The organism is Cohnella zeiphila (genome assembly GCF_014212055.1).
Classification (GTDB): domain Bacteria; phylum Bacillota; class Bacilli; order Paenibacillales; family Paenibacillaceae; genus Cohnella; species Cohnella zeiphila.
Genome location: NZ_JACJVO010000031.1, coordinates 212,012 through 226,120 on the forward strand (window position 1 = coordinate 212,012; position 14,109 = coordinate 226,120).

General features: G+C 59.1%; 11 protein-coding genes. 10 read left to right on the forward strand and 1 reads right to left on the reverse strand.

The features are described 5' to 3' along the window. Positions 1-111 precede the first annotated feature (111 nt). Positions 112-645 carry a hypothetical protein gene (locus H7C18_RS23910; protein ID WP_185131623.1) on the forward strand — a complete coding sequence of 178 codons (534 nt, stop codon included), beginning with the start codon at positions 112-114 and terminating at the stop codon, positions 643-645. On the opposite strand, the gene H7C18_RS23915 is transcribed toward H7C18_RS23910, so the two are convergent. Next, positions 642-1,046: a DUF2203 domain-containing protein gene (locus tag H7C18_RS23915; protein WP_185131624.1), complete on the reverse strand. Its 405-nt coding sequence runs from the start codon at positions 1,044-1,046 to the stop codon at positions 642-644. The two genes, H7C18_RS23910 and H7C18_RS23915, sit on opposite strands and share 4 nt — an antisense overlap. A gap of 445 nt (positions 1,047-1,491) precedes the next feature. Here H7C18_RS23915 and H7C18_RS23920 point away from each other — a divergent pair, with 445 nt between their 5' ends. The 9 genes from H7C18_RS23920 to H7C18_RS23960 all read left to right on the forward strand — a co-directional run bounded on the left by H7C18_RS23920 (position 1,492) and on the right by H7C18_RS23960 (position 14,108). After that, a complete protein-coding gene (locus H7C18_RS23920; RefSeq protein WP_337913896.1) occupies positions 1,492-2,436 on the forward strand; it encodes an ArsR/SmtB family transcription factor in 945 nt (314 codons plus the stop codon). Positions 2,437-2,602: 166 nt separating this feature from the next. Continuing rightward, on the forward strand, positions 2,603-4,372 hold the full coding sequence (locus H7C18_RS23925; RefSeq protein ID WP_185131625.1) for a glycoside hydrolase family 2 protein: 1,770 nt from the start codon (positions 2,603-2,605) through the stop codon (positions 4,370-4,372). A 66-nt stretch (positions 4,373-4,438) separates the two neighbouring features. Then, the gene (locus tag H7C18_RS23930; RefSeq protein ID WP_185131626.1) at positions 4,439-4,906 is read left to right on the forward strand and encodes a DUF4362 domain-containing protein; all 468 of its coding nucleotides are present in this window, start codon (positions 4,439-4,441) and stop codon (positions 4,904-4,906) included. 320 nt (positions 4,907-5,226) lie between these two features. Then, positions 5,227-6,873 (forward strand): 3-keto-alpha-glucoside-1,2-lyase-like domain-containing protein, encoded by a 1,647-nt coding sequence (locus H7C18_RS23935; protein ID WP_185131627.1) that lies wholly within the window; start codon positions 5,227-5,229, stop codon positions 6,871-6,873. Positions 6,874-7,376: 503 nt separating this feature from the next. After that, positions 7,377-8,741 carry an ABC transporter substrate-binding protein gene (locus H7C18_RS23940; RefSeq protein WP_185131628.1) on the forward strand — a complete coding sequence of 455 codons (1,365 nt, stop codon included), beginning with the start codon at positions 7,377-7,379 and terminating at the stop codon, positions 8,739-8,741. Between the two features lie 93 nt (positions 8,742-8,834). After that, the gene (locus H7C18_RS23945; protein WP_185131629.1) at positions 8,835-9,761 is read left to right on the forward strand and encodes a carbohydrate ABC transporter permease; all 927 of its coding nucleotides are present in this window, start codon (positions 8,835-8,837) and stop codon (positions 9,759-9,761) included. Positions 9,762-9,773: 12 nt separating this feature from the next. Continuing rightward, positions 9,774-10,586 carry a carbohydrate ABC transporter permease gene (locus H7C18_RS23950; RefSeq protein WP_185131630.1) on the forward strand — a complete coding sequence of 271 codons (813 nt, stop codon included), beginning with the start codon at positions 9,774-9,776 and terminating at the stop codon, positions 10,584-10,586. Between the two features lie 101 nt (positions 10,587-10,687). Further along, complete coding sequence (locus H7C18_RS23955; protein ID WP_185131631.1) at positions 10,688-12,466, forward strand: sensor histidine kinase; 1,779 nt, start codon at positions 10,688-10,690, stop codon at positions 12,464-12,466. A gap of 16 nt (positions 12,467-12,482) precedes the next feature. Then, the gene (locus H7C18_RS23960) at positions 12,483-14,108 is read left to right on the forward strand and encodes a response regulator (protein ID WP_185131632.1); all 1,626 of its coding nucleotides are present in this window, start codon (positions 12,483-12,485) and stop codon (positions 14,106-14,108) included. The last annotated feature ends 1 nt before the right edge of the window (position 14,109 follow it).

The following is a 14,109-nucleotide window of genomic DNA, read 5'->3' on the forward strand; positions in this document are numbered from 1 at the left end:
AGAGAGTATTCTAGGAATAGCCTGCTCAATAGATAGATTTCTCATACTTCCATTTGACTTCAAAGCGCGCGACTAGATGGGAAAAAGCTTGATGCGAGGGGAGAAAACTCTTTGTCGTACAAACTCTATCACTATTACGAGGCGTCGACCGGCCCTTTCCGCAACTTGTCCGTTCTGTCTCCGGAAGAAGCCCAAAAGGTGTCGCGCCGAATCCGCGAAGAAGGAACGGCGTTCGCCGGCCGCAGGCCGCCCGACTATCTCGAGATCCGGCGGGAGTTGGAGGGCAAGGCTCGGGAGCTGTTCGTCCGCAAAGGCGGCAAGCCCCGCAGCCCTTTCCCGCATTATATGACCCTTGGAGCCTGCGACTGGCTGAAGACGTGGTACAAGCGTCCGGCCTGGATCGCCATCGATTGGGACGCGTTCGACGAGAAGACGATCAGCTTCGCCTACGGGGATTTGTTCCCGACCATGAGAGTACAAGACGGGAAATCTTACCGCCGGCAGATCTATACCAAGCGGGAGATTGTGGAGGTCATTCGCGAATTCGGCTGGCCTCAGGAATGGAACCGGGACGGAGACCGCGGCCCCGAACGCTATATCGAAGCGCAGGTATGGGACGACGAGGCGATTCGGCCGTTCTTCTAATCTTCCGGAAGCGGCTTGCGGCCGCGAAAGCCGTCATGCCAGCCGTGGTAGTGGGATGCGCGCTCTTCCCCTTCCTTCCAGCAGATGAGCGCGTCTTCGCCGTCAACAATCGCGGGGAAGTCGATCAGCCCCGGCTGGACCATCTTGAGCAGAACCCCCTTGCGCTCGAAGTTATCGACCATGAGCTGCACTTCCAACCGCATGAAGTCCAGCCGGCCCTCCACTTCGAAAAAGGGATCCATTCCCCCCGATTCGGGCGTGTAGGACGCCAGCGTATTTTTGCGCCGCTGCAGCTCCACCTTCTGTTCCTCGTATTCGTCGAGCAGCGTCTGCAAGCGATGCAGATCGCGCTTCAATTCCGGCAGCAGCTCGTTCGCCTCTTGAACGGTAAACCGTCTCATGACTCCTCCGCTCCCTTCATTACTTTATTGCAAATTCCGACACAGTCCGCGACTTCTGTCTTTATGATAACCGAACGTACCTGCTCGTTTCCATTCGTTTTCCGGCCTGTTCCTCCCGTTCGACCATGATCGGAAGTCAACACGACGTACCCGCCGATTCTCGTCTCCATCACGGACGGCTTCGATGATATGTACCACACCAAGGACCCTTCCAAAACCGATTACGAGCTGAAAACGATCGAGGTCGATATCGGCGGAGTTAGCAGCGTTTGGGTCGATGCCGAGGCGTCCGAAGGCGGAACTGTATTCGTGCCTCTGACCACCTCGTATTATAAATCAGCGGCGGCTTCGCTCGCCCCTATCGCCAAGGCGGCCGGCAAAGCCGTCTTTTTTTATCCTAAATCAATGTTTTTTGCTACAATACAGCTAAAGCGGAAATATCGGAGTGATTCCTATTTTAGAATTGTCAATGGAGCGCCCGGAGGAGCTGGCCCGGGTGGCCCATGCGCTGTCGACGGAGCTCCGGCTCAGCATGATGAAGCTGCTCAACGCGCGGAGAATGAACGTGGCGGAGCTCGCTGAAGCGCTGAACATCCCCGTATCCACGGCTGCCTCCAACGTCAAAGTATTGGAGCAGGCCGGTCTGATCGAGACCGAGCTGCTGCCCGCCACGAGAGGCGCGATGAAGGTGTGCAGCCGCACGTTCGACGATATCCGAATCGCGTTGAACGAACCGGGACCGCGTGCCTTGGACGGGGAACGCCGCTATGAGATCGAGATGCCGATCGGCAGCTTCGTCTCCTGCGAAGCGGCGCCGACTTGCGGCATGGTCGGCGAGGAAGGCCGGATCATTGCGGAGGATGTGCCGGCCGCGTTTTTTCATCCGAACCGCCTGCAGGCTCAGCTCATCTGGCTGCGCAAAGGCTACCTGGAGTACCGTTTCCCGCTGGAGATCCCTGCGGGGACCCGCATCCGGCGCATCGAGTTCTCGATGGAGATTTGTTCGGAAGCCCCCAACTACGACAACGACTGGCCATCGGACATCACGTTGTGGATCAATGACGCCGAGATCGGAACGTGGACGTCGCCGGGCGACTTCGGAGGCAGGCGCGGCAGGCTGAACCCCGCCTGGTGGCCGGATACCGGAACGCAATACGGCATGCTCAAAACATGGGCGGTCGACGCCAACCGCAGTACGATGGACCATGAAGAGATTTCCGCCGTCGGGTTGTCCCGGCTCGATCTGCCCGGCCGCGCCTTCGTGGATATGCGAATCGGCGTAAAGGAGGATGCCGTCTTCAAGGGAGGGCTCAATCTGTTCGGCAGACGATTCGGGAACTTCGAGCAGGATATCGTGATGAGAATCGATTATGAAGCCGCATCCTCCTGATAGAGCGCAGGGCGGCAACGGGAGCAGGGCCGGACGAACTCGGCCCGCTCTCTTTTTTTGCGCTCGTGTCGTTGACTTTTGAGCGATAAGCTTCTATGCTAAAGCCATTGTTACAATTATTTTGTATTAATGCAATAAAAATGTTCATAAGGAGCGTTGCTGCATCATGACGACCGGTCATTACGTCAAAGATTATCCTCGGCCGCAGTTTGTCCGCGACAATTGGCAGAGCCTGAACGGGGAATGGGATTTCCGCTTCGACGACCAGAATGTCGGAGAACGCGCCAGGTGGTACGATGATCTGCACGGCGATTTGAAAATCCAAGTTCCGTTCACCTACGAAACGAAAGCCGGCGGGATCGGCGAAGAGAAGTTCCACCCTTACGTATGGTATCAGCGGGAATGGCCGACGCCGCCTGATTTGGGGGAACAGCGGGTCATCCTCCACTTTCAGGCCGTCGATTACGTCGCCAAAGTGTGGGTGAACGGCGTATTCGCAGGGCGCCACCAAGGGGGCTATGCAGCCTTCTCGCTCGATATTACGGATAGTCTGGCACGGGAGCCGGGCGCGGCCAACCGGATCGTCGTCAAGGCCGAGGACAGCCAGAGCTGCACGCAGCCGCGGGGCAAGCAGCGCTGGGTGGACGACAACTTCGAATGCTTCTATGTGCAGACGACCGGCATCTGGCAGAGCGTTTGGCTGGAGCGTGTCTCCCCTTCTCATCTCAAAGCGGTCAAGATCACGCCGGATCTGGACAACCGCTCCGTCCGGTTCGAGTATCAGACCCATCTAGCCCCCGCTCCCGATCGCGAGCTTCGGCTGGAGACCCGGATCCGCTTCCGGGGGAAAACGCTGAAGCGGGCGCAGCTTACGATCGACCGTCCGTGGCTGCAGCTGGACGTGGACCTGACGCACGAGGCGAACGGCCCGTGGAAGCTGGCGACCTGGTCCCCGCAAAATCCGAACTTGTACGATGTGGAGTTTACGCTGTACGAAGGGGAGGCGGTCATCGACCAAGCGTATTCCTATTTCGGCATGCGAAAGATTTCCATCGAGAAAAACAAGGTGCTGCTGAACAACGCGCCGATCTATCAGAGGCTCATCCTGGACCAGGGCTACTGGCCGGACAGCCACCTCACCCCTCCTTCCGAAGAGGCGCTGATCGAGGATATCGACGCCTTTCTGGCGATGGGCTACAACGGCGTGCGCAAGCACATGAAGATCGAGGACGCCCGCTTCCTGTACTGGTGCGACGTGAAAGGCGTCCTTGTCTGGTCCGAGATGGCGGCGACGTTCGAATTCAACGACGAGGCAGTCGATACGTTCGCGGCGGAATGGACGGAGATCGTCAGGCAGCAGTATAATCACCCTTCCATCGTCACCTGGGTCCCGTTCAACGAATCGTGGGGCATTCCGCAGGTGCTTACGAGCGTGAAGCAGCAGAAATTTACGGAGGCGATCTATCACCTGACCAAATCGTTTGATCCCCACCGTCCGGTCATCGTGAACGACGGATGGGAGCATACGGTCAGCGACATCGTGACTTTGCACGATTACGAGGAGCGGGGCGAAGCGCTGAAGGAGCGCTATGCGGACGCCGAAGCTCTGCTCGGCGGCCACATTGCGTTCAACCGCGCGAAGTACGCGATGGCGCGAGGCTACGAGTACCGCGGCCAGCCGATCATCGTCAGCGAGTTCGGCGGCATCGCCCTCCGGTCCGGCAAGGGCTGGGGCTACGGGGAACAGGTGGACGGGGAGGACGCATTCGTCGAGCGGTTCCGCTCGATTACGCAAGCGATCAAGGATACGGACTATATTTGCGGATACTGCTACACCCAAATTACCGACGTCCAGCAGGAAGTGAACGGCCTGCTGACGGAAGACCGGAAGCCGAAGATCCCGCTCGACGTGATCAAGCAAATCAATCTCGGCTAACCCCTCTTCTCCCCGCAACCCCAACGCGCACAGCTGCGTCCAAAATGCTGGGAGGGGATTTATACGATGAGAGGGCGGCTTTTCCTAATTTTGAGCTTCGCGGTTTTGTTGCTCGTCTCTTGCACCGATAAGGGCGGCCGGACGGCCGCCGGATTACCGGCGATATCCAAGCCGTACGGCTCGGACCGGGCGATCGAGAACGGCGACATTGTCAACGCCCACGGGAAACTTTACAACGGCGAGAAATGGAATACGTTCATGTCGAGCTTGGAAAACCATGCGCCATCCGCTGTTCGGATCACGCAATACACAACCGAAGGCGATCCGATCTTCTACGAACTGGCATATGACGGCAGCTCCATTCGCTATACGTACGACAATTCCATGGATAAGTTCGGAGCAGATACAGGCAGGCCGAGCACCAGTTGCCAAAACGTGGAACTGCAAAAGAAGGCGCAGGACAGGCAGGGGTACGCGCTGACAGGGTGCGACAACACGGAGACCGGCGATACGTTCTGGTTCTCGCTGCCTTAGCGATACGGATGCGGTGAAAGCTGCAGGCGCGACGATGCGATGAACAGGATCGCATCGTCGCGCCTTTTTTTGTTTCCAGGAGGTCATGGGACTTCGATCCGATCCGCCCCTCCTAAGGCCATTCTTCTCCCTTCCCGGGCAAAAATCGTAAGATCGTTTACCAAAAACCGGCAGATTGTCGGTGTTCTTGCAGCGGCGGGCATTTTACACTACAAACTGAAAGCCCTTACACCAAAAAAGGAGGGAAGCACGTTTCGGTCAGAAGGCAGCGGCACGGCACCATCGTTTTTCAAATCCAATCGCACGGGAGGGAATTCGTTATGCTGCGAAAGTTATTCGCATCGTTTGCCGGCATTCTGAGCTTTATTCTGATCGCCACCGCGCTTCCGACGTTTGCGGCCAATGGCCCTATCCTCTGGGGGTCGACCTCGACCGTCACGAACATCAACACGTTCACGGACGCGGGCACCGACGCCCGAGGCATTCATCCCGGCACGTTCGGGTCCGAGTATCCCCGGATGCTCAAGCTGGCGAACGGCACCTGGCTGGCGGTCGCCGCCATCTACGACAACAACGGGTATACGAAAGTCTCGTGGGGCGGCACCCGGATCCAAGTGTTCCGCAGCACGGACAACTGCCGAACCTGGTCGCTCGCCGCCACGCTGTGGGAGGACGGGCGCGACCTTGACAACGGGCAGATGATTCAACTGGCCAACGGCGACCTCCTGCTCGCCATGCGTTCGGTCCGGTGGCAGGAATCGTACCAGCTTCACGTGTACAAGAGTACGAACGGCGGCTCGAACTGGAGTTTTCTGAGCACGATCGACGAGAACAACGGCACCCCCGGCTCGCTCGGCAGCCCGGACAAAGGCGTGTACGAGCCGCATATGCAGCTGCTGGACGACGGATCGCTTGCCGTCATGTACGCGAACGAGAAGCATGTGACCGAGAGCCCGTCCTACAGCCAGCTCATCTCCGAGCGGATCTCGACGAACGGCGGCGCCAGCTGGGGCAGCGAGATCTATGTCGCCTGGGACCCGTCCAACTCCGCCGCGCGCCCGGGCATGCCGGTGTGGACCAAGATGGCCAACGGACAGTATATCGTGACGTACGAGGTTTGCGGCACGCAGGGCTGCCATATTTACACCAAGAAGAGCTCGGACGGGAGAACGTGGGCCAGCGGCATCGGCAGCCGGGTGTCCACCAACCAGCAAGGCGGACCTTATCTGCTGTCGCTCAGCGACGGCCGGCTCGTGCTCACCTCCAACACGAACGTGGTCTCGATGAGCAACGACTACGGTAACACCTGGTATGACAACGACCTGCCGGCCTTCGGCAACAACCTGTGGGCTTCGCTGTACCAGACCGGTCCGAACGAGATTGCGCTTATCGATTCCGTGGACCGCAGCGTCGGCGGCCACAATATCCAGGTCCGGTTCGGCACCCTGAGCAGCGCCGCGTATTCCAACGATTTCTCCGCGAACGAGAACGGCTGGGTGCACTACGGCGGAACTTGGTCCGTCAGCGGCGGAACGTATAACGTCGCCTCGGCGAATGCCGACAAGTCGTTGCTGACGCCATATCCGTCGAGGGCGAGCTTCACGCTGGAAGGCGACATCAAGCTGAACAACGCCGGACAGGGCAGCCTCGTCTTCAACGTGACGAATCCGACCAACGGAGCCGATTCTCAATCCGGCTACGGCGCGGGCATCGATTCGAACGGCGTCATCTGGCTGGGACGCTTCAACAACAGTTGGACGCCGCTGCAGACCGTCAACGCGACGATCTCGACGAACACGTGGTACCACGTCAAAGTCGTCGTGGGCGGCGGGAACATCAGGTTCTACGTCGGCGACATGACGACTCCCAAGATCAACGTGAACGACGCGACGTATACCGGCGGCACGATCGGCGTGCGCGGCGGGTTCGGCAACAGCGTCAGCTTCGACAATATCAATTTGTACTGAGCGGAAAAAGCGGCGGCAGCCGGGACGCAAGCGGCGTCTCGGACTTCCGCCGCTTTCTTTAACGAAACGGAGAGACTCTATTGAGGGGTTCCGGAGGGTTTGAGAAATGTAACGAAATTCAGCGCCGTTATTTGGCGCGAGAACGACTTTTCGTTGGCGATCTTGGGCAAATAAGCGCACTCCGTTTCTTTAGAAAAGAAAAACCCGTCTTTTCCCACAAATAAGAGCGCTCAGATTCGTTACCTCTTAAAAGGGCGCTCAGTTCCGTTAGCGCTCCCCACCGGTCATTTCCTCCTCCCTGTACATTTTCCCCCTACCGTAACATTCGCCACCCCGGCCGCGCGGAAGCGCTTCGAACATCTGTAATTTGTTCGAGCAGGAGCGGCCTTTTGTCGGTTCATCGGAGGAGCCGGCAGCGGTAAAGTAAGTCATGAAGAAAGCACTTACAAATAATCGGATAGCGCTTTCTCGGGTACGTACACAACTGGAAAGGGTGGTTAAACATGCAACACCGCAAGAAATCCGCCGTGCTCCTGTCGGCCGGCATGACGCTGGCATTGGCGCTGGCAGGCTGTTCGTCCGGGAACGGGAACAACGGCAACGCGTCATCGAGCGCGTCGCCTAGCGCTTCTTCAGGAGCGTCCGCAAGCAGCGCAGCGCCGTCTTCTTCCGCGCCGGCGAGCAACTCCGGTGGCGGCGGCAGCCCGGTCGAGATTACGTTCTGGAACATGTTCGGCGGCGGCGAGGGAGACTTCGTCGACCAGATCATCAAGGGCTTCAACGATTCGCAGAAGGAAGTGACCGTGAAGCAGCTGCGGCTGGAATCGAACGAGTATTACGCGAAGCTGAGCACGGCGCTCTCCTCCGGCAAGGGCCCGGACGTCGCCGTCGCCCACGTCGACCGGATCTCGCCGTTCGTCAAGGCGAAGCAGATCGTGCCGATCGACGATCTGGCCTCCAAGGTCGGCTTCGACCTCGCCCAGATTACGCAGTCCAATCTCGACAGCGTCTCCTATGACGGCCAGCATTACGCCGTTCCGCTGGATACGCACTTCCATATGTTCTACTACAATAAAGATTTGCTGCAAAAGGCCGGCCTGCTGAACGACGACGGCACGCCGAAGCTCGGCGACATGACGCCGGAAGGCTTCGAGCAGACGCTGGCGCAAATTCACGACAAGGTGCCGGACGTGCAGGCGATCGCCGTCAATACGCCTTACTTCCAGGAGCCGTTCCTGAACATGTATTACGAAGCCGGCGGAGACATCCTGAACGCCGACATGACCAAGGCCGCCATCAACAACGACAAGGCACTCAGCGTCCTGAAGTTCTATAAGGACCTCTACGACAAGAAATACGCCGACCTGAACGACAAAAATCCGTGGGACAGCTTCAGCAACGGCAAAGCCGCCTTCTGGTTCGGCGGCGTCTGGGAAGCGGGCCTGCTGCTCGGCGACGAGTCGAAGCATATCGGCGCGATGCCGCTGCCGCCGATCTTCGGCAGCGAGACGCATTGGGCCAGCTCCCACACGCTCGTCGTCCCGTCGTACGTCTCTCCGGAGAAGCAGGAGGCTGCGGCCAAGTTCATGAAGTACTTTTCCGAAGTCGGAGGTTCGACCTGGGGCAAGGCGGGCCACGTGCCGGCCAACAAGAACGTCACGTCCAGCCAGGATTATCTCAACCTGCCGTACCGCAGCGAATTCCTGAAGGCGCAGAAGACGGTCAAATTCGCGCCGACGACCGACAAGTACAACACGATCTACACCACCCTGTCCGAGTCGCTTCAGAATATCATCTTCGGCAGCGCAACGCCGGAGAAGGGACTCGCGGACCTGGAGAAGCAAATCAACGAAGTGCTGGCCAACTGACGCAGCTCGCGGAGAGGAAGCGGCCCGGACGGTCCGGGAGCTTCTTCTCCTCGTCTTAGAGAGAGAATCGCATGACTTCGAGGAGAGTGGACAATGGAAACGATACGAGCCGAATCGCAAGCGGGCGCAGCCGCCGCCCGCCGCACCCGGCGGAGAGGCTGGCGGAGCGAGCTGCAGGCGATTCTGTACGTCGTCCCGTTCCTGATTCCCTTCGCCGTGTTCTATCTGTGGCCCGTTCTGCGCGGCGCCTGGATGAGCCTGCACGTGTGGGGCATTCAGGGGATGGAGAAGTACGTCGGACTCGACAACTACGGGAAGCTTCTGCGCAATCCCGATTTCTATAAGTACCTGTGGCATTCCTTTTCCTTCGTGCTGCTGTGCACGCCGACCGTCATCGTACTGGGCCTTCTGCTGGCCCTGATCGTCCATCAGAAAATTTGGGTCCGGACGTTCATCCGCTCCGCCTTCTTCCTGCCGTATGTCCTGTCCGTGTCGGTGATCAGCTTCATCTGGCTCCATCTGTTCGATCCGAAGAACGGCCCCGTGAACGCGCTGCTGCGGCTGTTCGGCTCGAGCGGAGAGGTCAACTGGCTGACCGACAAGCATTTCGTCTGGTGGGCGATCACCATCGCGACCGACTGGTGGACGGTCGGCTTCGTCATGGTGCTGTTCCTGGCGGGACTTCAGGAGATCCCGGCCGACCATTACGAAGCCGCCAAGATCGACGGCGCGGGCGCGTGGAGCCGATTCCGGCACATTACCCTGCCTGGTCTGTCCCGAGTAACGAAGATTCAGATCTTCTACCAGATCATCGCCAGCCTGAAGCTGTTCGGCCAGGTGCAGATCATGACGGGCGGCGGTCCGGGAGACGCCACGAACACGATGATCCGCTATATTTACGTCACCGGCTTCAAGAAGGATATGTTCGGCCTGGCTTCGGCGCAGTCGATTCTGTTCTGCGTCATCATGCTGCTCTTTGCCGCGATTCAATTCAAACTGACGGACCGGAAAGACGGGTAAGGAGAGAAACGCATGAACAAATGGGTGCTCAACGTCATAGCCGCGCTGCTGGCGCTGCTGTTTATTTTCCCGCTGCTCTGGATGCTTCTCGTCTCGCTCAAGCCCGACGGCACGAGCGTCTATTCTCTCGCCGATTGGGTCCGCTGGTCCGACCTGAATACGGACAACTACGTGAAGGTCGTACGCGATTCGGAGATTTTGCGCTGGACGTGGAACAGCCTCGTTATCGGCGTGCTGACGACGGTCATCGCCATCCTGTTCAGCTCGCTGGCCGCGTTCTCGTTCTCGAAGCTGCCTTTTCGCACCCGCGGGCTGTTCTACATCGTCATCGTCTCGGGGCTGCTCATTCCGACGGAAGCGATTCTGATCCCGCTGTACGAGACGACGCTTCATCTGAAGCTGATCGACAACATCTGGGCGATCATTCTGCCCGGGCTCACCAACCCGATCGGCGTGCTGCTGCTGAAGCAGTTCATGGACGGGGTGCCGCGGGACTATATCGAAGCGGCCCAGATCGACGGCAGCCGCAACTTCGGCCTGTGGTGGAGAGTGTGCCTGCCGCTCACGAAATCCGCGATGGTGTCGGTCGGCATCTTCTACTTCATCCTGTCCTGGAACAACTTTCTGTGGCCGTACCTGTCGATCACCTCGGCGGAAAACATGATTCTGTCGGCAGGGCTGCCTACCTTTTTGTCGAATAATACAATGTCCCTGAACATGATCATGACGGCGAGCGCGATCGCGGCGATTCCGACGATCGTCGTCTTCATCCTGCTGCAGCGCCACATCGTGCAAGGAGTTTCCATGTCCGGCATCAAGGGATGACAACAAGCGAAGAGGCTTCAGGGGTGACCCATATGCCAGAGCAGCCCGTCCGGCTAACCCGGGGACGCCCGTTCTCCCGGATATTCATATGGAGAAGCAGCATGCGCACCAAGTGGATGCTGCTTTTGTTTCTGTTCTCCTTGACGCCTCTTCTGGTCATGGGGATCATTTCTTTCTCTATCTCCCGCTCCACGATCAACGACAAGGCGACGGAATATTCCGAGCATCTGCTGAACCAGACGGCCGACAATCTGGATACGCGCTTGGGCATCTACAAGGAAATGATGATGCAGGTGCTGAACAACAACGAGATCGTCGAAATGCTGCGGAAGCTGAACGCGGCGGATCCCGCCCAATACGACCTGGACAGCCTGTCGCTGACGACGAAGCTGTCGACGATCGTGGCCATCAACCAGGACGTGCAGTCGATCTCGTTCATCTCCGACCGGCATTATATCAAGGGCATCTACCGCTGGAGCAAGCGGACGACGACGGAGTCCGCCCCCTATCTGCTGACGTTGGGCGACGGCAGCAACTTTCGCTGGTACCCGACCCGCTATGCCACCTACGTGGACAGCCTGAACTCCCAGAGCACGAATGTGTTCTCGCTGGCCAAGCAGCTGTACAAAATATCCGACGACAGCCCCGTGGGCATCGTCGCGGTGCTGGATATCCGCGAGGAAGTGATCAAGGAGCTCGTCTCCAAGGCCGTGAGCAACAACCGGGACCTGCAAAGCTTCATCGTCGACGGCCGCGGCAGCCTGGTCTCCTACCCGGATAATGCGCTCATCGGGAAAAGCGTGGCCGAGGTGCTGGGGCAAGACGGGTACGATCGGATCGTCGGCGCGGACGCCGGAGATGGTTCGGGGGAGCTGAAGTTCCCGCTCCGCTACAACGGCAATCAGTTCGTCGTCAACGTTCGGAAGCTGCGCACGAACGACTGGATGGTCGTCAACGTCATCTCGAAGTCCGCGCTGTACCAGGACTCGAACCGGCTGCTGCAGATCATTCTCGTCATCGCGCTGATCTGCATCGTCTTCTCGATCGTGACGGCGGTCGTGCTGGCGGGCTCGATCACGAAGCCGATCCTCAAGATGATCCGGCTCATGAAGCGGGTCATGTCGGGAGACATGGCGGTGCGCTATCAGACGAAGCGGCGGCACGACGAATTCGACGTGCTGGGCAGCAGCTTCAACTACATGGTCACGCGGATCGACGAGCTGCTGCACGCGGTTTACATCGAGCAGGACCAGAAGCGGATCGCGGAGCTGAGGGCGCTTCAAGCGCAGATCAACCCGCATTTTCTATACAACACGCTCGATATTATCAAATGGACGGCGCTGATCCAGAAGGCGAACAATGCGGCGGAGATGGTCAGCCTTCTTTCGCGGCTGTTGCGAATCAGCATCGGCAAGGGCGAAGAGACCGTAACCGTCGAGGAAGAGATCGAGCATGTCCAATGCTACCTGGGCATCCAGAAGTTCCGGTTCAACTTCCATATCGAGACGGACGTCGAGATGGACGAGGAGGTCCGCCGGCTGCGGACGCCCAAGCTGATTCTTCAACCTATCGTGGAAAATGCCATCCTGCACGCCTTCGCCGACCGGGAGACCGGCGGCCGGATCGTCATTACTTGCGCGAAGGAGCCGGGCGGAGGTATTCTGTTCGTTGTGGCGGACAACGGGATCGGAATGGATCCCGAGCTGGCCGGGAGCCTGCTGACCGAAGAGGCCGCAGACAAGCAAAAAACCGGAGGCATCGGCCTGGCCAACGTGGACGAACGGATCAAGCTCATCTGCGGGCAGGCGTACGGCATTCGGATCGATACCGAGCCCGGGGCCGGCACGCGGATCCGCATCCGGCTCCCCCGCATGACCTGAAGGGAGAGTGCGTCCGATGTATCGAGTCATGATCGTCGAAGACGAATTTATCGTCCGGTACGGCATCCGCTCCATGATCGATTGGGAGAAGATCGGAATGGAGCTCGCCGGCGAGGCCGGGAACGGGAAAGAGGCGCTCGAGCTGATGCAAGCCGGGCTTCCCGACATTCTGATCACGGACATCAAGATGCCGGTCATGGACGGCATCGAGCTGATCGCGGAAGTCCGCCGCAGCTCTCCGGAGTTGAAAATCATCATCCTCAGCAACCTGGAGGATTTTCAATACGCGAAGGAAGCGATCAAGCACGGCGTCTCCGAATATTTGGTCAAGTCGGACATGATGCCGCGAGACTTCGAGCAGGCGCTGCTGAACGTGAAGACGAAGCTGGACGCCGCCCGCGAAGAGCGTTCCTCTCAGGCGAAGAGCGAAGAGCCCGCGCCCCGGCGACGGGAGAAGTTCCTGGCCGAGCTGATCGAAGGAGCGGACGGCGAAGCCGCCGCGGCCGCCCGCAAGGCGGAGAGCCTCGGAATGGGCCCGCTGCGCTCGGCATACGTGCTCCATATCAGTCTGAACGCGGCGGAGCTCGGGTTCGCCGAGAAGCAGTCCGCGGTCCGGCAGACGCTGAGCCAAGCATGGGCGGACGGACAGCTGGGCTGCGAGGCGTTCCCGGATAAGCAGGGCGATCTCAATCTCCTGTGTCTGTGCGGCGAGGAGGACGGATTGGCGCAGGTGACCGGAAAAGCCGAGGAGTGGATTCGCTTGCTCGCCGCGCAGTCCGGTCTGACGGCGACGGTCGGCATCGGCGGCCCCATCCGGGAATGGACGGAGGCCAAGGGGGCTTACGAGCAAGCCGTGTGGGCCGCCAAGCAGAGGATGTTCCTCGGCGGCGGGCGGGCGATCGTGCACGGCTTGAGCGGCGGACGTCGTTCCGGCGAGCCGCCTCCCGAACAGATTCGCGTCGCTTCCAACCAGCTGCGGGCGATGGCGTACGCGTCTCAATCGAGGGAACTGGCCGCCTATCTGGAGCAGCTGTTCGGTCGGCTGGCCGATCGGCGGGACCCGGACTTGGTTCCGATCGTCTCCCTTGAGCTGCTCATGATCCTGACGACGCTGTGGTCGGACGTATCGAACGACGACCGGCAGCTCTCGGAGCTGAAGAAGCAGTATTACGACCAGCTGTCCAAGCTCGAAACCCTGAAAGAGAGCAAGCGCTGGTTCCTCGCGGCGTTCGAGGCGCTGGCGCAGCACATCGCCCGGATGTATAACAGCGACCGCAACAGCATCATGAAGGCCGTGCAGTATATCCGGCAATATTACCATCAGGACATCTCGCTTCAGGCGATCAGCGGTTACGTGCACCTGAGCAAAAATTACTTCGCCAACCTGTTCAAAAAAGAAATGGGCGAGAGCTTCCTGGAATGCCTGACGCGAATCCGCATCGAGAAAGCCAAAGAGCTGCTGAAGAGAGAGCTGAAAGCGACGGACGTCGGAAGCCTCGTCGGCATTCAGGATCCGAAGTATTTCTCGAAAGTGTTCAAGAAAATAACCGGCGTCTCTCCCTCGGAATACCGTCATCTTGCCCGGGAGGGCAAACCGCCCGAAAGCGCCGAGCCTGCAAACGCTTACCCCAATGTCGACTGAG

Bases quoted from the DNA above. Each gene is read 5' to 3' on its own strand.
- H7C18_RS23915 (WP_185131624.1), bottom strand. From the start codon at position 1,046: ATGAGACGGTTTACCGTTCAAGAGGCGAACGAGCTGCTGCCGGAATTG.
- H7C18_RS23925 (WP_185131625.1), top strand. From the start codon at position 2,603: ATGACGACCGGTCATTACGTCAAAGATTATCCTCGGCCGCAGTTTGTC.
- H7C18_RS23930 (WP_185131626.1), top strand. From the start codon at position 4,439: ATGAGAGGGCGGCTTTTCCTAATTTTGAGCTTCGCGGTTTTGTTGCTC.
- H7C18_RS23935 (WP_185131627.1), top strand. From the start codon at position 5,227: ATGCTGCGAAAGTTATTCGCATCGTTTGCCGGCATTCTGAGCTTTATT.
- H7C18_RS23940 (WP_185131628.1), top strand. From the start codon at position 7,377: ATGCAACACCGCAAGAAATCCGCCGTGCTCCTGTCGGCCGGCATGACG.
- H7C18_RS23945 (WP_185131629.1), top strand. From the start codon at position 8,835: ATGGAAACGATACGAGCCGAATCGCAAGCGGGCGCAGCCGCCGCCCGC.
- H7C18_RS23950 (WP_185131630.1), top strand. From the start codon at position 9,774: ATGAACAAATGGGTGCTCAACGTCATAGCCGCGCTGCTGGCGCTGCTG.
- H7C18_RS23955 (WP_185131631.1), top strand. From the start codon at position 10,688: ATGCGCACCAAGTGGATGCTGCTTTTGTTTCTGTTCTCCTTGACGCCT.
- H7C18_RS23960 (WP_185131632.1), top strand. From the start codon at position 12,483: ATGTATCGAGTCATGATCGTCGAAGACGAATTTATCGTCCGGTACGGC.